The following is a 22,524-nucleotide window of genomic DNA, read 5'->3' on the forward strand; positions in this document are numbered from 1 at the left end:
GCCCCGCTCAGCCCAGCGGCCAGGCCGCCACCTGCCGGTAGCTGGGCGCGGGTCCGAGCCGGCTCTCCAGCAGCTCGACCTCGGTCACCGGCCAGCTCGGCCCGCGGTAGTCGGCCAGCCGGTCGGGCAGGTCGCCGTCCCCCGGCCGGCCCGGGCGCCAGCGGCCGAGGGTGAGGTGCGCGCGGAACGGCCGCTCCTCCACCGGCAGCCCCAGCCGGCGGGCCACCCTCGCCAGCCGGCCGGCCAGAGCGCCGAGCGCGTCGCCGTCCCCGGTCACCCCGACCCAGCACACCTGCGGACGGCGCCGGGAGCCGAACCGGCCGCCCCCGGCCAGCTGCAGGGTGAGCGCGGGCGTGCCCGTCACCGCCGCGGTCGAGCCGGCGACCAGCGCGTCGACGTCGCCGGCCGGGACCGCGCCGAGGAACAGCAGGGTGAGGTGCCAGCGGTCCGGGGCGGTCCACCGCGGCGCGCCGGGGGCGTCCCGGAGCGGCGTCAGCGCCCGGTCGAGGTCGTCCCGCGCCGCGGGCGGGGGCGTGACCGCGAAGAACAGCCGCCGCGTGCCCGCTCCGGCCGGTGCCGGGCTCAGTCGGGCACCACGAGGCCGGCGCCGGCGAGTGCGGCCTGCAGCCGGAGCCGCTCGGCGTCCCGGGACAGCCCCGTGGACGTGCCGGGCAGCAGCGTGTGCGGCACCTCGAGCAGCTCCGCCGCCTCGATGAGGACGTCGTCGTAGGCGGCCTGCAGCCCGCGGCGGCGGGCCATCGGGGCGCCGGCGGGGACCCGGGCGAGCTGACGGGAGAGCCGGCGCAGGTCCGCGGCGACCACCTCCAGCGGACGGCGGGTCGGCGGCGGAGGCTCCGGGGCGCGGCGGCGGACGACCTCCGGCAGCCGCGCCGACCCGAACGCGCACCGGGCCAGCCAGTCGAGCAGGGCGACCGCCCCCACGACCCCCGAGACGATGGCCCCCAGGTGCAGCAGCGAACTGGTCATGTCGCCTCCGCGGACGACTCGACGGTGGTCCCCGTCACGGTACGTCCGCGCGCCGCCGTCCGGCACCGGTCAGCCGCCCGCGGACCGCCGGCCCGTGGCCTGGCCCGCCGCGGCCTCCACCGCCGCCCGGACCGGTGCCGTGCGCGGGCCCACGTGGAGCTGCACCCGCGGCGGGGAGACGTGCGCCTCCAGGCGGACCCGCCGCCCCCGGGCCAGCCAGGCCCCCGCCCCGAGCCCGGCTGCCACGGCGACCGCGCCGCCGATCAGGAAGCCCCACGGTGCGCCCAGGTGCTCGGCGACCCAGCCGATGAGCGGCGCGCCGAGCGGCGTGCCGCCCATGAAGCACATGAAGTACAGCGCCATGACCCGCCCGCGCAGCTGCGGGTCCACGCCCAGCTGGACGAAGCTGTTGTTGGCCACGCTGAACACCAGGCCCGCCGCGCCGGCCGGTACGAGCAGCACCGCGAAGGAGACGTAGCCCGGCGCCAGGCCGCAGGCCATCGTCAGCAGACCGAAGACGATCGCCGTCCCCACCAGGAACCGCTGCCGGGGCCGCCGGCGGCGCCGGGTGGACAGCAGTGCCCCGGACAGCGATCCGACGGCGAAGCAGGTGGAGAGCAGGCCGAACGCCTCCGCGCCCAGGTCGAACACCTCCCGGGTCATCAGCGCGATCGTGACCTGGTAGTTGAAGGCGAAGGTGCCCAGGACGAAGGCCAGACCCATGGCGAGCACGAGGTCGGGATGGGCCCACGTGTAGGCCAGGCCGGCGCGCAGCTGCCCCTTGGCCCGGGCCAGCGGCGGGCTGGGGTGCAGCTCCCGCGCGCGCATGCTCAGCAGCGCGCCGATGGTGCACGCGAAGCTGGCCGCGTTGACGAAGAGGGCCGGTGCGGTGTCCCCCGACGCCGCCCCGATGAGCAGCCCGGCCAGCGACGGGCCCACCAGCCGGGCGCCGTTGAAGATGGTCGAGTTCAGGCTGACGGCGTTGGCCAGCAGCTCCGGGCCGACCATCTCCGAGACGAACGCCTGGCGGACCGGTGCGTCGATGGCCGACACCGCCCCGAGCGCGCCGGCCAGCACGAACACGTGCCAGAGCGCGACGCCGTCGGCGGCGACGAGCACGGCGAGCACCAGCGCCAGCAGCCCCATCAGCGCCTGGGTGGCGACCAGCATGCGGCGCTTGGCGTACCGGTCGGCCAGCACGCCGCCGTACATGCTGAGCAGCAGGGTGGGGCCGAACTGGAGCGCGGTGATCAGGCCGAGGGCGATGCCGCTGTCGCCGGAGAGCTGCAGCACCAGCCAGTCCTGGCCGATGCGCTGCATCCACGTGCCGGTGAGGCTGACGAGGTTGGCCGACGCGTAGATCCGGTAGTTGCGCACGCGCAGCGACCGGAACGAGCCGGAGCGGTCAGAGCGCCCGGTCACCCACTCGCCAGCTTGTCCATGATCGCCGATGCCTCACGCAGCACCGCCCGCTCCTCGGCGGTGAGCTCCTGCAGCCGCCCCGCCAGCCACGCCTCCCGCGCCTGCGCCTCGGCGTCGAGCAGCTCCCGCGCGGCCGGGGTGAGGTCGATGACGACCTGCCGGCCGTCGGTCGGGTGCGGGCTGCGGGTGACCAGCCCCATCCCCTCGAGCGCGACGACGACGCGGGTCATCGACGGCGGCTGGACCCGCTCGTGCGCGGCCAGCTCCCCCGGGCTCATCGGGCCGTGCCGCTTGAGCGTGGACAGCGCCGCGAGGTGGGTGAGGGTCACCGACTGGTCGACCCGCTGGTTGCGCAGCCGGCGGGAGAAGCGCATCACCGCGAGCCGGAGGTCGTGAGCCAGCGCCGCGGTGTCCAGCGTCGTCCGGCTCACGGTCGTTAGCCTAACTCAGCATGTCGAAGAGTTCCCGGAGCGGCTCGAGGGCGAAGTAGACGACGAACAGCGCGGCGACCACCCACATCAGCGGGTGGATCTCCCGCCGCCGTCCCACGACGCTGCGCAGCAGCACGTAGGTGACGACGCCGGCGCCGATGCCGTTGGTGATCGAGTAGGTGAACGGCATGAGCGCGATGGTGAGGAACGCCGGGATGACCAGGGACATGTCGTCCCACTCGAGGTTGCGGATCTGGCTGATCATGAGCGCGCCGACGATGACGAGTGCGGGTGCGGCCGCCTCCGACGGCACGATCTGCACCAGCGGCGTGAACAGCATCGCCACGAGGAACAGCACCCCGGTCGCCACGCTGGCCAGGCCGGTGCGCGCGCCGTCGGCCACGCCGGCGGCGCTCTCGATGTAGCTGGTGTTGGAGGACACGCTGCCCGCCCCGCCCGCGGCGGCGGCCAGGGAGTCGACCAGCAGCACCGGCTGGGACCTCGGCAGGTTCCGCTTGTCGTCGAGCAGGTCGCCCTCGGCGCCGACGGCGGTCACCGTGCCGACCGTGTCGAAGAAGTCGGCGATCATGATCGAGAAGACGATGAGCAGCGCGGCGATGACGCCGATCCGCTCGAAGCCGCCGAAGAGGGAGAAGTTGCCCACCAGCGAGAGATCGGGCGCGCTGATCACCTCGTCGGGCCACCGCGGCAGCTGCAGTGCCCAGCCGCGCGGGTTGTCCTCACCGACGCGGACGCCGATGTCGGCGATCTCCTCGATGACGATGGCCAGCACCGTGGAGACGACGATCCCGATGAGCAGCGCCCCCTTGACCCGGCGGACGACGAGCACGCTGGTCAGCAGCAGGCCCACGACGAACACCAGCAGCGGCCACCCGACCAGCTGGCCGTTGACGCCGAAGCTGATCAGCGGGATGCCGGGGCGGACGACGCCGGCGTCGGCCAGCCCGATGATCGTGAGGAAGAAGCCGATGCCGACCGCGATCGCCGTCTTCAGCTGGGGCGGGATCGCCTCGAAGACCGCCTTCCGGAGCCCGGTCAGCACGAGCACCGTGATGACGAGGCCCTCGAGCACGATCAGGCCCATGATCTCCGGCCAGGCGAGCTGGGTGCTCGCGTAGACGGCGACGATCGCGTTGATGCCCAGCCCGGCGGCCAGCGCCAGCGGGTACCGGCCGACGACGCCCATCAGGATCGTCATGACGCCGGCGATCAGCGCGGTCACCGCCGCGACCGAGGCGAACGGCAGCTGCGTCCCGGTGATGTCCGCGCCCGACAGGATGATCGGGTTGAGCACCACGATGTAGGCCATCGTGAAGAACGTCGTCACGCCGCCGCGCAGCTCGCGGACCACCGTAGAGCGGCGGGCGCTGATCTCGAAGTAGCGGTCCACGCCGTTGCGCGGCCTGACCCGCGGGCCGTCGCTGCGCCGCACGGTCGGCCCGCCGGCGGCGACGTCGGCCGGCGTGGCGCCGGGGGCGCCGCTCTCCGTGGACGAACGGGACTTGTCTGCCATGTACGACTCCCCGGCGGGTGTCCGGACGGCGGCGGCGGGGGAGCGCGCGCCGGCCGACCGGTGGTGTCTGCAACGAGCGGCGACAGCGTGCCACACGCGTGTTTCGCCCAGATGGAGGCCGCGCGACCGCCAGGACCTAGGGTCGAGGGGTGCCCGGTCCGACGAAGCAGGCCCCGCCGCCGCTGCGCGTGGACACCGTCCGCGTGGTGCTGGCGGGGACGGCGCTGTGGGCGGTCGCGCTGGTGGTGCTGCTGCTGCTCGGCGACCGCGTCGACCGGGTGTGGACGTGGACCTGCGTCGCCGGCATCGCGCTGGCCGCCGTCGGGCTGGGCGTCATGCGCTGGCAGGGCCAGCTCCGCCGCCGCGACTGAGCGACCCGTCGGTTTCCGCGGAAACCGCCGCTCTGCGGGGCGCGGCTGGGCCGGGCCCCCGTCGGTTTCCGCGGAAACCGACGCTCAGCGCGGGACGGACCGCGGTGTCACAGGACGTCGAAGGCGCCGGTGTCGTAGCGGGCGGAGGTGACCACCTCGGTGGCGTCGTCGGGCACCAGCGTCGCCTGGCTGTGCGCGCCGCAGCCGTAGTCGACGGTGACCACGTGCCCGTCGGCCGGGGCGTAGACGTTGCCGCAGGCGCCGAAGCCGAGCCGCAGCGAGCCGGCCAGTGGCAGGAAGAACCCGCAGGTGCCGCACGGGCCGGGCGCGTGCCGGGCCATCGCCGAGCGCGGACCGAAGTCGCCGGCGCTCCAGCGGGCCGCCGTCTCGCTCCGCCCCTCCCACGACATCACCCGCTCGCGTCCGAGCCCGAGCTCGGCGGCCAGGGCGGCGGCCTCGGGGTCGTCGGCGCTGTCGTCGTCCACCGCGTAGCTCGGGACCAGCCGCGGGTCGTCCTCGGTGGAGGGGAGCACGTCGCCGACCGACAGGTCGCCCGGGCGCAGCCGCTCGTGCCACGGCACCCAGGCCGGGGCCAGCAGGGCCTGGTCGCCGGGGAGCAGCACGACCTCGTCGACGGTCAGCTGCGCCTCGCCGGGCACGCGGGCGAGGGTGACCGCCCAGTGCCACCCGACGTAGCCGGGCAGCCGGCTGGCGAAGGAGTGGGTGACCACCTCGCCGAGGAGGGCGGGGTCGACCGCCTCGCTCCCGGGGCCCGGCGTGAGCACCTCGGCCGTCGCGCCCAGGTGCTCGCCGACCAGCTCAGGGGAGCCGGCGGTCTCGACCGCCGCAGCCCGGGCCTGCTCGGCCGCCTCGCTCAGGGGGTCGCTGGACGTCGACGCCGGTTCGGGGTGGTCCGCCACGCCCCCATTGTCCCTGACGCCCGCGCCGCGCCGGACGGCGCGGGTGCGGCGCGCCGACCGCCTGCTCAGGGAGGTGCGGCACGATGGGGCGGTGTCCGGCTCGCTCCCGCCCGCCCCCCGGCGCGGCGTCCCGCGCGGACGGCCGCTGCCGCCCGCGGCGGAGCGGATGGACACCACCCCGATCGACGTCCCCCGCCCGGAGACCCGTCCCCTGTCGGCGGAGCCGCCGGCCAGCGGGGGGAACGGGCAACCCCTGCCCGCGCTGCCACCCGGGCCACCCGCACCGCCCCCGACCGCGCCGCTCCCCCCGCGGAAGCTGACCGTCACCCGGGTCGCGGCCGCCCGGTCCCGGGAGCTGACCGGCGCGGCCGTCCGCCGGGTCCGCGCGGCCAGCCGGGCCGACGGCGCCGGCGACAGCGGCCTCACGCACCTGCTGTGGGTCAACGCCGTGCACATGGCCGGCGACGCGATGATCGCCGTCTCCCTGGCCGGCACGCTGTTCTTCACCGCCACGACCGACGCCCAGCGCAGCAACGTGGCGCTCTACCTGCTGGTCACGATGGCACCGTTCGCGATCGTCGCCCCGGTGATCGGGCCGCTGCTGGACAGGCTGCAGCGCGGCCGGCGCTGGGCCATGGGCGCGAGCCTGTTCGGGCGGGCGGTGCTGGCGGTCGTCATGGCCGGCCACTTCGACGACTTCCTGCTCTACCCCGCCGCGCTCGGGGTGCTGGTGCTGTCCAAGGCGCACAACGTGCTGCGCGCGGCGGTCGTCCCCCGGGTGCTGCCGCACGCGATGTCCCTCACCTCCGCCAACGCCCGGACGTCGGTCTTCGGCCTGCTCACCGCCGGTGTGTTCGGCGGGATCGGCGCCGGGCTGGCGTGGGCGGTCGGCTTCGACTGGCTGCTGGGCGCGACCGCCGCCGTCTTCGTGGTCGGTGCCGTGCTCGCCGTCCGGCTGCCCCGCCACGTGGACGTCCCGACCGGCGAGGTGCCCGCCGACGTCCTCACCACCGCGCCCCAGCCGGTGACGACCGGCCGCCGGCGGCGGCCGGTCAACCCCCGCGTGGTCGTGGCGCTCCGGGCCAACGCCGCGCTGCGCGGGCTCGGCGGGTTCCTGACGATCTTCTCCGCGTTCCTCGTCCAGGCCACGGTCGACGGCGGCTGGCAGGGCACCCTCGCCCTGGGCGCGGTGGCCGGCGCGGCCGGGGTCGGCAGCGTGCTCGGCACCGGGATCGGCTCGCGGCTGCACCGGGTCAACCCCGACCCGGTCGTGCTGTGGTCGGCGGGGAGCGCGGCGGCGATCACGGTCCTCGCCGCGGTCTTCTACAGCCTCCCGATGGCCGCCGTCGTCGCCGGCGTCGCCGCGGTGGCCAACGCGCTGGGCAAGGTGGCGCTCGACGCGATCATCCAGCGCGAGGTGCCCGAGATCCTGCGCGCCTCGGCGTTCGCCCGCTCCGAGACGATGCTGCAGCTGGCCTGGGTGGTCGGCGGCGCGCTCGGCATCGCCCTGCCGCCCGTCGGCTGGCTCGGGTTCACCGTCGCCGCCGCGCTGCTCGTGCTCGCCATCGGCCTGGTCCTGTGGGGACCGCGCCGGCGCCGCACCGAACCGGTGGCCGAGCCCGCGCCGGAGTGGCAGCCGTGAGGCCGGCGGCCGGCCTGGCCGCCGTCCTCCTCCTCGCCGGGTGCGGCTCGGAGCCCGACGGCCCGCAGGACGTCGTCGTGACGGCGGGGCCGCAGGAGGTCAGCGTCTCGCCCACCCAGGCCTGCCTGGACGGCGAGGGCCTGCGCTACGACACGACGCCGCCGGTCGTCGAGGTCTCCCCCGACACGACGATCCGGCTCACCGTCCCCGACGCGGTGGCCGAGCGCGGCTGGAGCGTCCAGGTCTTCGACGAGCAACTGGTGGAGCAGCTCGGCGAGGTGGAGGTCGACGCCGGCGAGGCGGTGTACGACGAGATCAACACCTCCGACGTCGTCCCGCCGGCGTTCTACCTCGTCGTCGTCGAGGAGGCGCGGGAGGACTGCGACGGGTTCAGCGGCGCGTGGCCGATCGGCTTCCTGCGCGCCGGCGGCGCCACCGGCGGCACGGCGTCGGCCCCCTCTGGCTGACGTGCTGGAACGGCCTCCCGCAGGGTCCCACCGCGAGCCTGCGAGCGGTGGGGGGCCAGGGGCGGCCACCCTTCAGGGGCCCGCGCCGAGCTTGCGAGGCGCGGGGGGAAGGGTGGTCCTTCAGTGCTCCAGGTCGGTGGCCACCGCGCGCAGGACCGAGGCGACCTTGCGGGCCACCGGCTTGTCCGGGTACCGCCCGCGGCGCAGGCCGTTGGAGACGTCGTCGAGCAGCTTGATGAGGTCCTCGATGATCGGGACCAGCTCGTCGGGCTTCTTGCGGGTCGCCGCCGCGTGCGCCGCGGTCACCGAGGGCAGCGGGTCGAGCACCCGCACCTGCAGCGCCTGGTCGCCCCGCCGGCCGGCGACGATGCCGAACTCCACCCGCTGGCCCGGCTTGAGCTCGCTGGTACCCGTCGGCAGGGCGTCCTTGTGCACGAAGACGTCGGGCCCGTCCTCCCGCGAGAGGAAGCCGAAACCCTTCTCCGGGTTGAACCACTTGACTCTGCCGGTGGGCACGTTGATCCCTCAGTCGGTCGCGGACGGGCCCGGCACCGGGCCGGGAGGACGGCGCGGCACGGCGCCGCGCTGACCCACAGGTTAGTCGTGGCCCGCGCCGACCCGGCCGGCGTCCTCCTCGTCGACCGGCTGCTCCACCACCCCGAGGCGGTCGAGGAGCACCAGGAACACCGCGGCGAAGTCGTTGCCCTCGACGTCGCGACGGACCCGTTCCCAGTCCACCTGCTCGCGCAGCGCGCGGGCCACCGGCAGCAGCCGGGAGTAGTCGCAGTAGTGCTCGTCGAGGGCCATCAGCTTGGTGACGACGATGTCGGTGGCCTCGAGGACGGGCATGTGCACCGAGAGCACCGGCAGTTCCTCGGCGCGGTCGATGAGGTCGTTCTCCACCGGGACGCCGCAGGTGCGCCAGAGGACGTCGACGAACGAGTTGCCCTGCACCACCTTGGTCAGCCAGTCCTCGGCCGGGTCGACGACCTCCAGGCCGGCCTCGGCCAGCACCTTGGCCGCCCGCTCGCTCTCCGCGGCCGGGACGAGGAAGTCCGCGTCGTGGTCGGGCTCGGGCGCTCCGCGCACCCACGCCGCGTAGCCACCGCACAGTGCGAAGGGGACGTCGCCCTGCTTGAGGGCGACGGCGACGCGCTTGAGGAGGTCACGGATCTCGTCCCGGTCCGATGGCTGCACGCGCTAGCTGCTACCCGGCGCGCCGTGCTCGGAACGTGCCCGTGTGGACGGCGCCGGTCGGGGCACTGGACCTGCGTGCGGATCGCGACCTTCAACATCCTCCACGGCCGCTCCCCCGTCGACGACCGAGTCGACGTCGAGCGCCTCGCCGCCGCCGTGAAGACCCTCGACGCCGACGTCCTGGGCCTGCAGGAGGTCGACCGGGACCAGCCGCGGTCGATGGGCGCCGACCTCACCGCGGTCGCCGCCGAGGCCATGGGCGCGGTCGACTCGCAGTTCGTGGCGGCGCTGCACGGCACGCCGGGCGGCACCTGGATGGCGGCCACCGGCGACGAGCAGCCCGGGTCGGCGACCTACGGGATCGCGCTGCTGTCCCGCTATCCGGTGGTGTCGTGGCGCGTCGTCCGGCTGCCGGCGCTGCGCAGCCGGGTGCCGGTGTGGTTCCGGGGCGCGTCGCGGCCGAAGCTGGTCGGCGACGAGCCGCGGGTCGCCGTCGCCGCCGTCCTGGAGGGGCCGGCGGGGCAGTTCACGGTGGCCAACACCCACCTGTCGTTCATCCCCGGCTGGAACGCGCTGCAGCTGTCGAAGCTGGTGCGCTCGCTGACCGGGACCCGCGAGCCGCTGGTGCTCATGGGTGACCTCAACATGGAGCGCGGGCAGGCCGTGCGGCTGAGCGGACTGCAGCCGCTGGGGACGGCGCCGACGTTCCCGCTGGACGCCCCCGCCCGCCAGCTGGACCACGTGCTCGCCCGCGGCCCGATCGCCGCGACCGGCGCCGCCGAGGCGGTGCGGCTGCCGCTGTCGGACCACCGCGCCCTCGTCGTCCCCTGCCGGGTCTGACCGCCCGGGCGCCCGCGCGGTTTAGGAAGCCATACCCGCGTATCCGGGCCCGGGACGTGGGAATCGCTTCCAATACCTGTACGAGGCGGTGGGCCGGTCAGGCGTTGCGGACGGCGGCGGCGGCCTGCAGGCCCAGTTCCTCGACCGACACCTCGCGCATCTCGACCTTGCGGACCTTGCCGGTGACCGTCATCGGGAAGGCGTCGACGATCTTCACGTAGCGGGGGATCTTGTAGTGGGCGAGCTTGCCGGAGCAGAACTCCCGCAGCGCCTCGGCGGTCAGCGGCTCGGCGCCGGGCCGCAGCCGCACCCAGGCCATGAGCTCCTCGCCGTAGCGCTCGTCGGGGACGCCGATGACCTGGGCGTCGACGACGTCGGGATGGGTGTAGAGGAACTCCTCGACCTCGCGCGGGTACACGTTCTCCCCGCCGCGGATCACCATGTCCTTGATCCGGCCGACGATGTTGAGGTAGCCCTCGCCGTCCATCACCGCCAGGTCGCCGGTGTGCATCCAGCGCGCGGCGTCGATGACCTCCGCGGTCTTCTCCGGCTGCTCCCAGTAACCCAGCATCACCGAGTAGCCGCGGGTGCAGAACTCCCCCGGCGTCCCGCGCGGCACGGTCAGCCCGGTCTCGGGGTCGACGATCTTCACCTCGAGGTGCGGGTGCACCCGGCCGACGGTGGAGGTGCGCCGGTCGAGGTCGTCGTCGGCGCCGGTCTGGGTGGAGACCGGGGAGGTCTCGGTCATGCCGTAGCAGATGGTCACCTCGGTCATGCCCATCTCGGCGACCACCCGCTTCATCACCTCCACCGGGCACGGCGAGCCGGCCATGATCCCGGTGCGCAGCGACGACAGGTCGTACGTGGCGAAGTCGGGCAGCGCCAGCTCGGCGATGAACATCGTCGGGACGCCGTACAGCGACGTGCACCGCTCGTCGGCGACCGCCTGCAGCGTGAGCGCCGGGTCGAACCCGGGTGCGGGGATGACCATGGTCGCGCCGTGGCTGGTGGCCGCGAGGTTGCCCATCCCCATGCCGAAGCAGTGGTAGTAGGGCACCGGGATGCAGATCCGGTCGGCCTCGGTGTAGCCGCAGCCCTCGCCGACGAAGAACCCGTTGTTGAGCAGGTTGTGGTGGGTGAGCGTGGCGCCCTTGGGGAAGCCCGTCGTCCCCGACGTGTACTGGATGTTGATCGGGTCGTCGGCCGACAGCTCCGCCTCGCGGCGGACCAGCAGCTCGCGGTCGCCGGCCCGGCCGGTGGCGACCAGCTGCTCCCACTCCGCAGAGCCGAGGAAGACCACCTCGCGCAGCTCGGGGCACTCGCCGCGGACCTCGCCCACCATCGCCCGGTAGTCGCTGGTCTTGAACTCCGGCGCGGACACCAGCACCGAGATGCCGGCCTGCTTCAGCACGTAGGCCAGCTCGTGGGTGCGGTAGGCCGGGTTGATGTTGACCAGGATCGCGCCGAGCTTGGCGGTCGCGTACTGGACGAACGCCCACTCCGCGCAGTTGGGCGCCCAGATGCCGACCCGGTCGCCCTTGGCCACCCCCCGGGCGTCCAGCCCCAGGGCGACCGCGTCCACCTCCGCTAAGAACTGCGGATAGGTGAACCGGCGACCCGTGGCGCACTCGACGAGTGCCTCGGAGTCGCCCACCCGCGCCGCCGCCCGGTCGAGGTTGGCCCCGATGGTGTCGCCCAGCAGCGGAACGGTCGAGGTCCCGTTGCTGTAGGACGGCAGCGCGGGCGACGTCACCGCTCGCCCGCCATCACGCCGGCCCGGTTGGGCTTGTCGGTCGGGTGCGCGTAGCGGAGGCGGTTGGGCGGCAGCGGGAACTGGTGGTCCTCACCGAAGGGGTTGAGCGGGCCGGCCGGCTCGGCGGTGAACTCGGTCAGCGGCGGGCCGCCGGTGTCCGACTGCCCCCAGGTGGGCTCCACCAGGTGCGCGTGCTTGGTCTTCCGCTTGGCCATGTCGCCGTTCGCCTCCGTGTCCTCTGTGCGGTGCACCGCGCGGTGCCCGCGTCGGCGCTCATCTTCTCGGACGGCATACCCGGAACGCACGCACTACGCCCCTCCGTCGCCCCCGCGGGTCAGCGCCGGTGCGGCACGCGAGCCCCGTAGACGGTCGGCACGCCCTCGGCGGTGAGCACCCACTCCCGCGGGCCGACCGGCGCCGCGCGCACGACCGCGCCGTTGAGCTGCTGGACGGCGCGGGTCCGCCAGACCGAGGTGCTGACCAGACGCAGCCGCACCGGCGCGTCCAGCGGGTTCCACTCGTCGTAGCCCTCGGGCTCGAAGGAGAGGACCGCCGGTCCGGCGATCCGCAGCACGCCGGTCTGCCACGGCACCGTGCGCAGCGCCCGGTGCCAGCGGCGGTGCCGGACCAGGGCGCCGGTCCCGGCGACGGCCGCGACGATCCCGGCGACGACCAGCACGACGACGAGCAGGCCCAGCCCGGGCACCCGCCGTCCGGAACTGCCGGCGATCGCCACGAGCGCGGCCCCCAGCAGCACCCCGAGGACGACGGCGATGACGCCCCCGGCCAGCCAGCGCAGCGCCCCGGCCTGGTAACCGGTCAGCGCGCTGGCGGTCTGCGGGTCGTCGGCGGCCGGGTGCACGCGATCATGCTGGCCCAGCGGCCCCGCTCGCGGCGCCACGGGGTCGCCGCGACGACGGCGGGAGCACCCGGTCCCGCCGGCGACGGCGGGACCCGGCGGCGACGACGTAGCGTGGACCGGATGCCTGCCGAACGCCCCGCCACCCTGGCTGCCTGGCTGCGCACCCGCAGCGACGAGCAGCTGGGCGCGCTCCTGGCGGCCCGCCCCGACGTGGCCCGGCCGGCCCCGTCGGACGTCGTCGCGCTGGCCAGCCGCCTGGCGGTGCCGGTCTCGGTGGACCGTGCCCTCGACGAGCTGGACGCCGCGACACTGCAGGTGCTCGACGTCGTCCTGCTGGCCGGCACCCACGGCGTGGACGCCGCCGACCTCCCCGCGGCGCTGCCCGAGCTGTCCGACGAGGTGCTCGGGGCCGCGCTGGAGCGGCTGGCCACCCGGGCGCTGCTGTGGGGCGACGAGGTGCTGCACGCCCCCGACCCGGTGCGCCGCGCCGTCCGGTACCCCGCCGGGCTCGGCCGGCGCGCCGTCGACCTGCGGCTGACCCTCCCCGGCGACCTGCCCGCCGCCGTCGGCGAGCTGACCGCCGAGGAGCGCGAGGTCCTGGAGCGGCTGGCCGGCGACCGGCCGGTCGGGCACCTGCCCGACACCACCGGCAACGGCGCGTCCCCGGCCCGCCGGCTGCTGCAGCGCGGCCTGCTCGCCCGCATCGACGCGCTCAACGTGGAACTGCCCCGGGAGGTCGGGCTGCTGCTGCGCGGCGACCGGCCCTACGGCCCGCCGCGGTTGCGCCCCGCGCCGGCGGTCGTCGAGCGCGACGCGGCGGTGGTCGACCGGCAGGCGGCCGGAGCCGCGCTGGAGTCGATCGGGCGGGTCGGCGAGCTGCTGGTGCTGCTCGAGGAGGAGCCGGCCGGGCTGCTGCGCAGCGGCGGCATCGGCGTCCGCGACCAGAAACGCCTGGCCCGCGCGCTGCACGTGACCGAGCCGGAGGCCGGCTGGCTGCTGGAGCTGGCGCACGTCGCCGGCCTGCTCGACGTGGGCGGCCCGCACCGGGACGAGTGGCTGCCCACCCGCTCCTTCGACCTGTGGCGGGAGCAGGACCTGCCCGCCCGATGGGCGACGCTGGCCGGCGGCTGGCTGGACGCGGTCCGGCTGCCGTCCCTGGCCGGGCAGCGCGACGTAGCGGGCAAGGCGGTCAACGCCCTCTCCCCCGACCTGGTGCGGCACACCGCGCCGGCCATCCGCCGCTCCGCCCTGACCGCGCTGGCCGAGTACCCGCGGGGCACCGGCCTGGCGTCCGAGGACCTCGTGGCGCTGCTGCGCTGGCGCACCCCCCGGCGGGCCGACCGGCTGGCGCCGGTCCCCGACCTGCTGGCCGAGGCCGCCCGGCTGGGCGTGCTGGTCGGCGGGGTGCTGTCCACCGGCGGACGCGGCCTGCTCGCCGCCGGCGAGGACGGCGCGGCGGACGGCATGGCGGGGCTGCTCCCGCAGCCGGTCGACCACGTGCTCGCCCAGCCCGACCTCTCGCTGATCGCCCCCGGTCCGCTGGTCGCCGAGCTCGCCGACACCCTCGCCGTCGTCGCCGACATCGAGTCCTCCGGCGGGGCGACGGTGTTCCGGGTGTCGGAGGCCAGCGTGCGCCGCGCGCTGGACTCCGGCTGGTCGGCGACCGACCTGCACGACTTCTTCGCCCGCGCGTCGCGGACCCCGGTGCCCCAGGCACTGGACTACCTGGTCGACGACGTCGCCCGACAGCACGGCCGGCTGCGGGTGGGCGCGATCGAGAGCTACGTGCGCTCCGACGACCACGGGCTGCTGTCGCAGGTGCTCAACGACCGGCGCACGGCCGGCGCCGAACTGCGCCGGCTCGCCCCGGGCGTGCTGGTCAGCGGCCTGGGCGCCGACGAGGTGCTCACCGTGCTGCGCGAGGCGGGCTACGCACCGGCCGGCGAGTCGCCGGGCGGCGCCGTCCTCACCCGGCCACCGGCGCGGCCGCGGGCCGCGGGGCGCCGTCCCGGCTCCGCTCCGGCGCAGCTCCCGCGACCACTCACCGGCGAGGAGCTGTCCGCCACGGTGAGGGAGATCCGCGCCGGCGACGCCGCCCTGGCCGCCCGCCGGGGGGAGGCGGTCCGCCAGGTGCCGGGGGTGACCACCGCCGGCACCCTCGAGCTGCTCTCCCGCGCCGTCCGGGAGGGCGTGCCGGTGTGGCTGGGCTACGTCGACGCGCAGGGCAGCGGCAGCCAGCGCGTGGTGCAGCCGGTCTCGCTGGCCGGTGGCTTCCTCCAGGGGTACGACGAGCGGCGCGGCGAGAGCCGCACCTTCGCGGTTCACCGCATCACCTCGGTCGCCCTGGTCGACGACGACGAGGACCCGCTGCCCCCGTCGTGAGTCGCGCCCGAACCGCTTGCCGCGAGCAGCGCGGCGGACCAGTCTCCGGCTCGGAACCTGCCCCGAGACGAGGACGACCAGGTCATGGAGAGCGAGGAGAGTGTCGCCGCCCTGCTCGCAGTGGCGGTGCGGAGCGTGCTGGGCGTCGAGGAGGCGCCCGTGCGGCTGCGTGCCTGGGACGGCACCGTCGCCGGCCCGGAGGGCGCCCCGGTGATCGGCGTCCGCACGCCGCGGGCGCTGCGCCGGCTGGTCTGGGCGCCCGGTGAGCTGGGCCTGGGCCGCGCCTACGTGGCCGGGGAACTGGAGATCGAGGGCGACGTCTTCGCCACGCTGTCGGCGCTGACGTCGGCCGGCCGGCTCGCGGTCGCCGGTCCGCCCCCGGCGCCGACCCTGCGCGACCGGCTCGGTCTGGTGCGCACGGCGGCGCGGCTGGGCGCCCTCGGGCCCGAGCCGGCCCCGCCGCCGGAGGAGGTGCGCCTGCGCCGCTTCGGACGCCGGCACTCCCGCGCGCGGGACGCGGCCGCGATCGCCCACCACTACGACGTCTCCAACGACTTCTACGCCCTCGTGCTGGGCTCGTCGATGGTCTACTCGTGCGCCGTCTGGGAGTCGCCGGCCACCGGCCTGGACGCCGCCCAGGAGGCCAAGCTCGACCTGGTCTGCCGCAAGCTCGGGCTGGTCCCCGGCGCGCGGCTGCTGGACGTCGGCTGCGGCTGGGGCAGCCTGGCCCTGCACGCGGCGCAGCGGTACGGCGCCCACGTGGTCGGGATCACCCTCTCCGCCGCGCAGGCCGAGCTGGCCCGGCGCCGCGTGGCCGAGGCGGGCCTGGCCGACCGCGTGGAGATCCGGGTCCAGGACTACCGCGACGTGCCCGACGGGCCCTACGACGCGGTGGCCTCGATCGGGATGGCCGAGCACGTCGGCGCCGCGGGGATGGCCGGGTACGTCCGGACCCTGCACGCGCTGCTGCGCCCCGGCGGCCGGCTGCTCAACCACGCGATCGCGTGGAACGCCGGCTCGCCCGGCTGGGACCCCGACACCTTCATCACCCGGTTCGTCTTCCCCGACGGCGAGCTGCTCGACCTGGCCGGCACCGTCTCGGCGCTGGAGGACGGCGGGCTGGAGGTCCTCGACGTCGAGGCGCTGCGCCGGCACTACGCGCTCACCCTGCGGGCCTGGGTGGAGCGCCTGGAGAAGCACTGGGACGCCGCGGTGTCGCTGGCCGGCCCCGGCCGGGCGCGGGTGTGGCGGCTGTACATGGCGGCCAGCGCCCTGGCGTTCGAGGCCGGGAAGCTGGGCGTGAACCAGGTGCTGGTGCAGCGCCCGGGCGGGGACCCGCCGCCGATGCGCCGCCGCGACTGGGTCTGAGGGTCGGTCAGCCGCCTCCGGCCAGCGCGCGGGCCAGGTCCTGCTCGACGTCCCGGGCGGTGAGCGCCAGCGCGGCCACCAGCTGGGGCAGCCGGCTCTCGGAGAAGCGGACCGTGGGCATCGACACCGAGACCGCCGCCTCGGCCGGCTCACCCGGCAACCGGACGGCCCGCCCGATCGCGGTGAGCCCCGTCTCGGTGCGCCCGGCGTTGATCGCGAACCCCCGTTCCCGGACCACGCGCAGGTCCTTGCGCAACGCGGCCAGGTCGGGCCGCTCCCCCGGGCGGTCGACCCACTTCTCCTCGGCGTAGAAGGCCTCGAGCTGGGCGTCGGGCAGGTCGGCGAGCATGAGCTTGCCGCCGGACACCAGGTGCGCGGGGAAGACCATGCCCTCGCGGTCGCCCACGCGCAGCGCCTGACTGCACTCCACCGACGCGATGAAGCGCACGTGGTCGCCGGCGAGGATCTGCAGGTTGGCGGTCTCGTCGACCCGCTCCACGAGCACCTGGAGGTGCGGCATGGCGATGGTGCGCAGCAGCGCGGTCCGCGACTGCGACCGGGCACCGAGGGAGAGCACCGGCCCCGCGACGTAGCGCCGGGAGTCGTCCTGCACGGCGAAGTCGCGGTAGACGAGCATCGACAGCAGCCGGTGCGCCGTCGAGCGGGCGACCCCGAGCCGGGCCGCGGCCTCGCTGACGCTCAGGGACCCCTCCACCTGCAGCGCCGTCGCCAGCTGCAGGGCGTGGTCGACGCTGGCGATGGCGTAGGCCGGTGCGTTCTTCACACCAGAATGATGTACCACCGCCAGCAGAACGCGCGCGACCGTACATCCATGACGGTCCGCGCGGTCATCCGCCGCGGTGTGGGTACCCACGCCGCAGGGCCCGCGGGTGCCTCCACCCGCCGACCGCCGTCCTCGGTCCACTGAACGCACCGCACGGAAGGAACGCCGCCATGACGCAGAACGTGGCCTCGCCGGTCCGGCTGACCGCTCTCGACGCGCCCGACCAGCCGACCCCCAGCGCCGAGCTGGAGGAGCTCTACCGCGGGTTCGAGCAGGAGCTGCTCGTGCCGCTGTGGACCGAGATCGGCGACCTGATGCCGCTGCACCCGCGGTCGCGCGCCGTGCCGCACGTCTGGCGGTGGCAGAACCTGCTGCGGCTGGCCGACCGGGCCGGCCACCTGGTGCCGGTCGGCCGCGGCGGCGAGCGCCGGGCGATCGCGCTGGCCAACCCCTCGCTCGGCGGCAAGCCCTACGCCACCCCGACGCTGTGGGCGGCGATCCAGTACCTGATGCCGGGCGAGAACGCCCCGGAGCACCGGCACACCCAGCACGCCTTCCGCTTCGTCGTCGAGGGCGAGGGGGTGTGGACCGTGGTGGGCCGCGACCCGGTGCCGATGAACCGCGGGGACTTCCTGCCGCAGGCCGGCTGGAACTGGCACGCCCACCACAACGCCGCCGAGCAGCCGATGGCCTGGATCGACGGGCTGGACATCCCGTTCCAGTACGCCACCGAGTCGCAGTTCTTCGAGTTCGGCCGCGAGTCGATCAGCGACGCGGAGCGCACCACCCCGGAGCGGTCCCGCTCGCAGCGGCTGTGGGGCCACGCCGGGCTGCGCCCGGTGTCCGCGCCCGGCTCGACGCCCGGCACGCCGCTGCTCAACTACCGGTGGGCCGACACCGACGCCGCGCTGGCCGACCAGCTGGAGCTGGAGGACGAGGGGCACCCCGGCACCGTGGAGCCCGGCCACGCCGCCGTCCGCTACACCAACCCGACCACCGGCGGCGACGTGCTGCCCACCATCCGCGCCGAGATGCACCGGGTGCGCAGCGGCACGGAGACCGCGCCGCGCCGCGAGGCCGGGTCGTCGGTGTTCCAGGTCTTCGACGGCAGCGGCACGGTGACCGTCGGGGAGACCTCGTGGACCGTCACCCGCGGCGACATGTTCGTCGCCCCCTCGTGGCAGCCGCTGTCGGTCCGCTCCGAGGCCTCGGCCAGCGACTCGGACTCCGGCGCGCTGGACCTGTTCCGGTTCAGCGACACCCCGATCTTCGAGGCGCTGCACCTCGACCGCGCGGCGGTCGACGGGGGTGCCCGGTGAAGCTGGCCACCATCCGCACGCTGGAGGGCCGGACCCGCGCCGTCCGCGTGGACGAGGACCACCTCGTCGACCTCGGCGCCGCCGACCTCGGCGAGTTCCTCGCCACCCCGGGCTGGGAGGACCGCGCCGCCGCGGCCACCGAGCGCGTGGCCGAGGTGCGCGGCGCCGCCTACGCCCCCGTCGTGCCGCACCCCGGCAAGATCGTCTGCGTCGGGCTCAACTACCGCACGCACATCCTGGAGATGGGCCGGGACCTGCCCGAGTACCCGACGCTGTTCTCCAAGTACGCCGACACCCTGGTCGGGGCCAATGACGACATCGTCAAGCCCCCGGAGACCACCGAGTTCGACTGGGAGTGCGAGCTCGCCGTGATCATCGGCGCGCCCGTCCGCCGGGCCCGCGGGGTCGAGGCCGAGGCGGCCATCGCCGGGTTCGCCGTGCTCAACGACGTCACCTGCCGCGACTGGCAGTTCCGCACCCGCGAGTGGCTGCAGGGCAAGAACTGGGAGGCGACCACCCCGCTGGGGCCCTACCTGGTCACCCCCGACGAGCTGCCCGGCGGCGTCCGGCCCACGCTGGAGATCAGCACGAGGATCGACGGCGAGACCGTGCAGAAGGACACCACCGGTGACCTGCTGTTCGACCCGGTCGCCCTGGTCGAGTACGTCTCCACGATGATCACCCTCCGCCCGGGCGACGTTCTCGCCACCGGCACCCCCGGCGGCGTCGGCCACGCCCGCAAGCCGGCCCGCTACCTCGAGGCCGGGCAGCACCTGACCACCGAGATCGGCGGCCTGGGGCGCTGCGAGAACACCGTCGTCGCCGACCTGGCCGCCGCGGAGCTGTCGTCGTGAGCGACGTCGACGTCCTCGTCGTCGGCGGCGGCATCGGCGGGCTGTCCAACGCCCTGGCGCTCACGCGGAAGGGCCTGCGGGTCCGCGTCCTCGAGCGCGCGGCGGAGTTCGGCGAGGTCGGTGCCGGGCTGCAGATCGCGCCCAACTGCACGCGGATCCTCGACTCCTGGGGTCTGCTCGACGAGGTGCTGTCCCTCGGCGTGCGGCCGGAGAACCTCGTCATGAAGGACGCCGTCGACGGGACGGTGCTCACCCGCCTCGACCTCACCGACGCGCGGGAGCGCTACGGCTCGCCGTACGTGGTGATCCACCGCAGCGACCTGCACGGCACGCTGCTGCGCGCCTGCAGGCGGGCCGGCGTCGACCTGGTCACCAGCGCGGCGGTGACCGCGTACGAGCACGTGGACGACGGCGTCGCGGTGGTCCACGGGGGTGGCCGGGAGGTCGCCCCGGTGGTGCTCGCCGCCGACGGCCTGTACTCGGTGGCGCGGAAGACGATCAGCGACGACGAGCCGGTGAGCTCGGCGTACGTGGCCTACCGCGGCGCGATCCCGGTGGACAAGGTCGCCGAGATGGACGTCTCGATGACCGACGTCGTGGTCTACGTCGGGCCGCACTGCCACTTCGTGCAGTACCCGCTGCGGCAGGGCGAGATGTTCAACCAGGTGGCGGTGTTCCGGTCGCCGAAGGCGCTCGCCGGCGAGGAGGACTGGGGCACCCCCGACGAGCTGGACGCCGCCTTCGCCGGCACCTGCCCGCAGGTCCGGGACGGCCTGCCGCTGATGTGGCGGGACCGCTGGTGGCGGATGTACGACCGCGACCCGATCACCACCTGGGTCCAGGGTCGCCTCGCGCTCACCGGGGACGCCGCCCACCCGCCGCTGCAGTACCTGGCTCAGGGGGCGGTCATGGCGATGGAGGACGCCTGGGTGCTGTCCGAGCACGTCGGCGCCCAGCTGGCCGAGGGGGACCTGGACTGGGACGCCGCGCTGGCCGCCTACCAGGCGGTGCGGCCCGAGCACTGCCGGCGGGTCCTGACCACTGCCCGCGCGTGGGGTGAGCTGTGGCACCTCACCGGCGCGGAGCGGGAGGCGCGCAACGCCGTCCTGCGGCAGCGGGACGTGCACGACTACGGCTTCGTGGACTGGCTGTACGGGCCCACCGCCCTCACCCCCGAGCAGGAGCCGCCGATGTTCCGGCCGCAGCCGCTCGAGGTGCCGGCCCGGGCCTGATCGGGAAGGTCCTGTCGGCGGGCGTGGTTACGGTGACGGAGGTCTTCGCGACCCCGTCCCCCTGCTGACCGCGCCCGTCGGCAGGACGCCTGTCGAAAGGTTCCCGTGACAGACGGACCCCTGATCGTCCAGTCGGACAAGACGCTGCTGCTCGAGGTCGACCACCCGCTCGCGCGCGACTGCCGGGCGGCGATCGCGCCGTTCGCGGAGCTGGAGCGCTCCCCCGAGCACGTGCACACCTACCGGGTCACCCCGCTCGCGCTGTGGAACGCCCGCGCCGCCGGACACGACGCCGAGCAGGTCGTCGACGCGCTGGTCCGCTACTCCCGCTACCCGGTGCCGCACGCGCTGCTGGTCGACGTCGCCGACACCATGGACCGCTTCGGCCGGCTGACCCTGGCCAACCACCCGGTGCACGGGCTGGTGCTGGCCACCTCCGACCGCGCGGTGCTCGAGGAGGTCATCCGCAGCAAGCGGGTGGCGCCGATGCTCGGTGCCCGGATCGACGCGGACAGCGTCGTCGTCCACCCGTCGGAGCGCGGGCGGCTCAAGCAGGCGCTGCTCAAGATCGGCTGGCCGGCCGAGGACCTCGCCGGCTACGTCGACGGCCAGGCCCACCCGATCGAGCTCGACCAGAGCGGCTGGCACCTGCGCGACTACCAGCAGGAGGCCGTCGAGGGGTTCTGGTCCGGCGGCTCCGGCGTCGTCGTCCTGCCCTGCGGCGCCGGCAAGACGCTGGTCGGCGCGGCGGCGATGGCCGAGGCCAAGGCGACCACGCTGATCCTGGTCACCAACACCGTCGCCGGGCGGCAGTGGAAGCGGGAGCTGATCGCCCGCACCTCGCTGACCGAGGAGGAGATCGGCGAGTACTCCGGCGAGCGCAAGGAGATCCGCCCGGTCACCATCGCGACCTACCAGGTGATCACCACCCGCCGGAAGGGCGAGTACCGGCACCTGGACCTGTTCGACGCGCAGGACTGGGGCCTCATCGTCTACGACGAGGTGCACCTGCTGCCGGCGCCGATCTTCCGGCTGACCGCCGACCTGCAGTCCCGACGCCGGCTCGGCCTCACCGCCACGCTGGTGCGCGAGGACGGCCGGGAGGACGACGTCTTCTCCCTGATCGGGCCCAAGCGCTACGACGCGCCGTGGCGGGACATCGAGGCCCAGGGCTACATCGCCCCGGCCGAGTGCATCGAGGTGCGGGTGTCGCTCGACGACGAGGAGCGGATGACATACGCGGTCGCCGAGCCCGAGGAGCGGTACCGGATCGCGGCGACGGCGTCGTCGAAGCTGCCGGTGATCCGGCGGGTGCTCGAGCGGCACCCCGACGAGCAGAAGCTGGTCATCGGCGCCTACCTCGACCAGCTCGACGAGCTCGGCCGGGCGCTCGACGCCCCGGTGATCCAGGGCTCGACCACCAACCGCGAGCGGGAGAAGCTCTTCGACGCCTTCCGCGCCGGGGAGATCCGCACCCTGGTCGTCTCCAAGGTGGCCAACTTCTCCATCGACCTGCCCGAGGCGGCGGTCGCCGTCCAGGTGTCGGGCACCTTCGGCTCGCGCCAGGAGGAGGCCCAGCGGCTCGGCCGGGTGCTGCGGCCCAAGGCCGACGGCCGGCAGGCGCACTTCTACACGGTGGTCAGCCGGGACACCCTCGACAGCGAGTACGCCGCGCACCGGCAGCGCTTCCTCGCCGAGCAGGGCTACGCGTACACGATCGTCGACGCCGCCGACCTGGCCGGCCCCGGCGAGGTCAACGGTCCCGACTGGGTCGACGAGGGCGCCTGACCGCAGCGGAGTCGCCCGGCGGCGGTTCCCGTCACCGGGCGACTCCGGTCAACGCCGCGTCACGGCCCAGGCGGCGATCTCCGCCCGTGAGCGGAAGCCCAGCCGGGCCAGGATCTGCTCCACGTGCGACTCCGCCGTCCGCGGGGAGATGACCAGCCGGGCGGCGATCTCCCGGTCGGTCAGCCCCTGCGCCACCAGGCCGGCGACCTCCAGCTGGCGGCGGGTCAGCGGCCCGGACGGCGGTGCAGCGGGCGCCGCGGGTGCCGGCCCCTCGCCGAGCGCCAGCGCCACTGCCGCCGGCCGGTCGAGCGCGCGCCCCTCGGCCACCCGGGCCGCCCACCGCTGCTCCCCGAGGGCACGGCGGGCGGGGC

Annotated in this window: 23 protein-coding genes; 10 read left to right on the forward strand and 13 right to left on the reverse strand. The window is 75.1% G+C overall.

What is annotated here, in order from left to right:
* Positions 1-7: 7 nt before the first annotated feature.
* The 5 genes from thpR to MY520_RS12945 form a co-directional block, all read right to left on the reverse strand.
* A complete protein-coding gene (gene thpR, locus MY520_RS12925) occupies positions 8-586 on the reverse strand; it encodes an RNA 2',3'-cyclic phosphodiesterase (RefSeq protein ID WP_436692534.1) in 579 nt (192 codons plus the stop codon).
* A complete protein-coding gene (locus MY520_RS12930) occupies positions 583-987 on the reverse strand; it encodes a hypothetical protein (protein WP_436692535.1) in 405 nt (134 codons plus the stop codon). Before MY520_RS12930 ends, thpR begins: the two co-directional genes overlap by 4 nt.
* A gap of 69 nt (positions 988-1,056) precedes the next feature.
* Complete coding sequence (locus MY520_RS12935) at positions 1,057-2,409, reverse strand: MFS transporter (RefSeq protein ID WP_436692513.1); 1,353 nt, start codon at positions 2,407-2,409, stop codon at positions 1,057-1,059.
* A complete protein-coding gene (locus MY520_RS12940; RefSeq protein WP_436692514.1) occupies positions 2,406-2,840 on the reverse strand; it encodes a MarR family winged helix-turn-helix transcriptional regulator in 435 nt (144 codons plus the stop codon). The genes MY520_RS12935 and MY520_RS12940 overlap by 4 nt, the downstream gene beginning before the upstream one ends.
* Positions 2,841-2,850: 10 nt before the next feature.
* Positions 2,851-4,374 carry an NCS2 family permease gene (locus MY520_RS12945; RefSeq protein WP_436692515.1) on the reverse strand — a complete coding sequence of 508 codons (1,524 nt, stop codon included), beginning with the start codon at positions 4,372-4,374 and terminating at the stop codon, positions 2,851-2,853.
* Between the two features lie 149 nt (positions 4,375-4,523).
* On the opposite strand from MY520_RS12945, the gene MY520_RS12950 reads away from it, so the two are divergent.
* Positions 4,524-4,745 carry a DUF2530 domain-containing protein gene (locus MY520_RS12950; protein ID WP_436692516.1) on the forward strand — a complete coding sequence of 74 codons (222 nt, stop codon included), beginning with the start codon at positions 4,524-4,526 and terminating at the stop codon, positions 4,743-4,745.
* A 107-nt stretch (positions 4,746-4,852) separates the two neighbouring features.
* On the opposite strand, the gene MY520_RS12955 is transcribed toward MY520_RS12950, so the two are convergent.
* A complete protein-coding gene (locus tag MY520_RS12955) occupies positions 4,853-5,665 on the reverse strand; it encodes a DUF3027 domain-containing protein (RefSeq protein WP_436692517.1) in 813 nt (270 codons plus the stop codon).
* A 91-nt stretch (positions 5,666-5,756) separates the two neighbouring features.
* Between MY520_RS12955 and MY520_RS12960 the strand changes: the two genes are divergently transcribed.
* Both MY520_RS12960 and MY520_RS12965 read left to right on the forward strand, forming a co-directional pair.
* Positions 5,757-7,307 carry an MFS transporter gene (locus MY520_RS12960; RefSeq protein ID WP_436692518.1) on the forward strand — a complete coding sequence of 517 codons (1,551 nt, stop codon included), beginning with the start codon at positions 5,757-5,759 and terminating at the stop codon, positions 7,305-7,307.
* Positions 7,304-7,774, forward strand: coding sequence for a DUF2771 family protein (locus MY520_RS12965; RefSeq protein ID WP_436692519.1), 471 nt, complete (start codon positions 7,304-7,306; stop codon positions 7,772-7,774). Before MY520_RS12960 ends, MY520_RS12965 begins: the two co-directional genes overlap by 4 nt.
* A 120-nt stretch (positions 7,775-7,894) precedes the next feature.
* Here the strand turns inward: MY520_RS12965 and MY520_RS12970 are convergent, their stop codons facing one another.
* Together MY520_RS12970 and MY520_RS12975 are read right to left on the reverse strand one after the other, a co-directional pair.
* Entirely contained in the window at positions 7,895-8,290 is a 396-nt protein-coding gene (locus MY520_RS12970; protein ID WP_436692520.1) for a cold-shock protein, read from the reverse strand.
* A gap of 81 nt (positions 8,291-8,371) precedes the next feature.
* Positions 8,372-8,971 carry a hypothetical protein gene (locus tag MY520_RS12975; protein WP_436692521.1) on the reverse strand — a complete coding sequence of 200 codons (600 nt, stop codon included), beginning with the start codon at positions 8,969-8,971 and terminating at the stop codon, positions 8,372-8,374.
* A 75-nt stretch (positions 8,972-9,046) separates the two neighbouring features.
* Here MY520_RS12975 and MY520_RS12980 point away from each other — a divergent pair, with 75 nt between their 5' ends.
* Positions 9,047-9,811 (forward strand): endonuclease/exonuclease/phosphatase family protein, encoded by a 765-nt coding sequence (locus MY520_RS12980; protein WP_436692522.1) that lies wholly within the window; start codon positions 9,047-9,049, stop codon positions 9,809-9,811.
* A gap of 97 nt (positions 9,812-9,908) precedes the next feature.
* On the opposite strand, the gene MY520_RS12985 is transcribed toward MY520_RS12980, so the two are convergent.
* The 3 genes from MY520_RS12985 to MY520_RS12995 form a co-directional block, all read right to left on the reverse strand.
* Positions 9,909-11,564, reverse strand: coding sequence for an AMP-binding protein (locus MY520_RS12985; RefSeq protein WP_436692523.1), 1,656 nt, complete (start codon positions 11,562-11,564; stop codon positions 9,909-9,911).
* Entirely contained in the window at positions 11,561-11,779 is a 219-nt protein-coding gene (locus tag MY520_RS12990) for a hypothetical protein (protein WP_436692524.1), read from the reverse strand. The genes MY520_RS12985 and MY520_RS12990 overlap by 4 nt, the downstream gene beginning before the upstream one ends.
* A 119-nt stretch (positions 11,780-11,898) precedes the next feature.
* The gene (locus MY520_RS12995) at positions 11,899-12,426 is read right to left on the reverse strand and encodes a hypothetical protein (RefSeq protein ID WP_436692525.1); all 528 of its coding nucleotides are present in this window, start codon (positions 12,424-12,426) and stop codon (positions 11,899-11,901) included.
* A gap of 120 nt (positions 12,427-12,546) precedes the next feature.
* Here MY520_RS12995 and MY520_RS13000 point away from each other — a divergent pair, with 120 nt between their 5' ends.
* Complete coding sequence (locus tag MY520_RS13000) at positions 12,547-14,808, forward strand: helicase-associated domain-containing protein (protein WP_436692526.1); 2,262 nt, start codon at positions 12,547-12,549, stop codon at positions 14,806-14,808.
* A gap of 84 nt (positions 14,809-14,892) precedes the next feature.
* Positions 14,893-16,176, forward strand: coding sequence for a class I SAM-dependent methyltransferase (locus MY520_RS13005; protein ID WP_436692527.1), 1,284 nt, complete (start codon positions 14,893-14,895; stop codon positions 16,174-16,176).
* Positions 16,177-16,183: 7 nt separating this feature from the next.
* On the opposite strand, the gene MY520_RS13010 is transcribed toward MY520_RS13005, so the two are convergent.
* Positions 16,184-16,960 carry an IclR family transcriptional regulator gene (locus tag MY520_RS13010; RefSeq protein WP_436692528.1) on the reverse strand — a complete coding sequence of 259 codons (777 nt, stop codon included), beginning with the start codon at positions 16,958-16,960 and terminating at the stop codon, positions 16,184-16,186.
* 170 nt (positions 16,961-17,130) lie between these two features.
* Between MY520_RS13010 and MY520_RS13015 the strand changes: the two genes are divergently transcribed.
* From MY520_RS13015 to MY520_RS13030, 4 genes are all read left to right on the forward strand, one after another.
* Positions 17,131-18,279, forward strand: coding sequence for a cupin domain-containing protein (locus MY520_RS13015; RefSeq protein WP_436692529.1), 1,149 nt, complete (start codon positions 17,131-17,133; stop codon positions 18,277-18,279).
* Positions 18,276-19,133, forward strand: a complete 858-nt coding sequence (locus MY520_RS13020; RefSeq protein ID WP_436692530.1) for a fumarylacetoacetate hydrolase family protein — start codon at positions 18,276-18,278, stop codon at positions 19,131-19,133. The genes MY520_RS13015 and MY520_RS13020 overlap by 4 nt, the downstream gene beginning before the upstream one ends.
* A complete protein-coding gene (locus tag MY520_RS13025) occupies positions 19,130-20,365 on the forward strand; it encodes an FAD-dependent oxidoreductase (RefSeq protein WP_436692531.1) in 1,236 nt (411 codons plus the stop codon). Before MY520_RS13020 ends, MY520_RS13025 begins: the two co-directional genes overlap by 4 nt.
* Positions 20,366-20,470: 105 nt before the next feature.
* A complete protein-coding gene (locus tag MY520_RS13030) occupies positions 20,471-22,153 on the forward strand; it encodes a DNA repair helicase XPB (RefSeq protein WP_436692532.1) in 1,683 nt (560 codons plus the stop codon).
* A 48-nt stretch (positions 22,154-22,201) separates the two neighbouring features.
* Here the strand turns inward: MY520_RS13030 and MY520_RS13035 are convergent.
* Positions 22,202-22,524, reverse strand: a 323-nt coding sequence (locus MY520_RS13035; protein WP_436692533.1) for a response regulator transcription factor, incomplete at its 5' end; no start/stop codon positions are given.

The sequence above is a fragment of the Geodermatophilus sp. CPCC 205506 genome, from assembly GCF_051383635.1.
Lineage (GTDB): Bacteria > Actinomycetota > Actinomycetes > Mycobacteriales > Geodermatophilaceae > Geodermatophilus.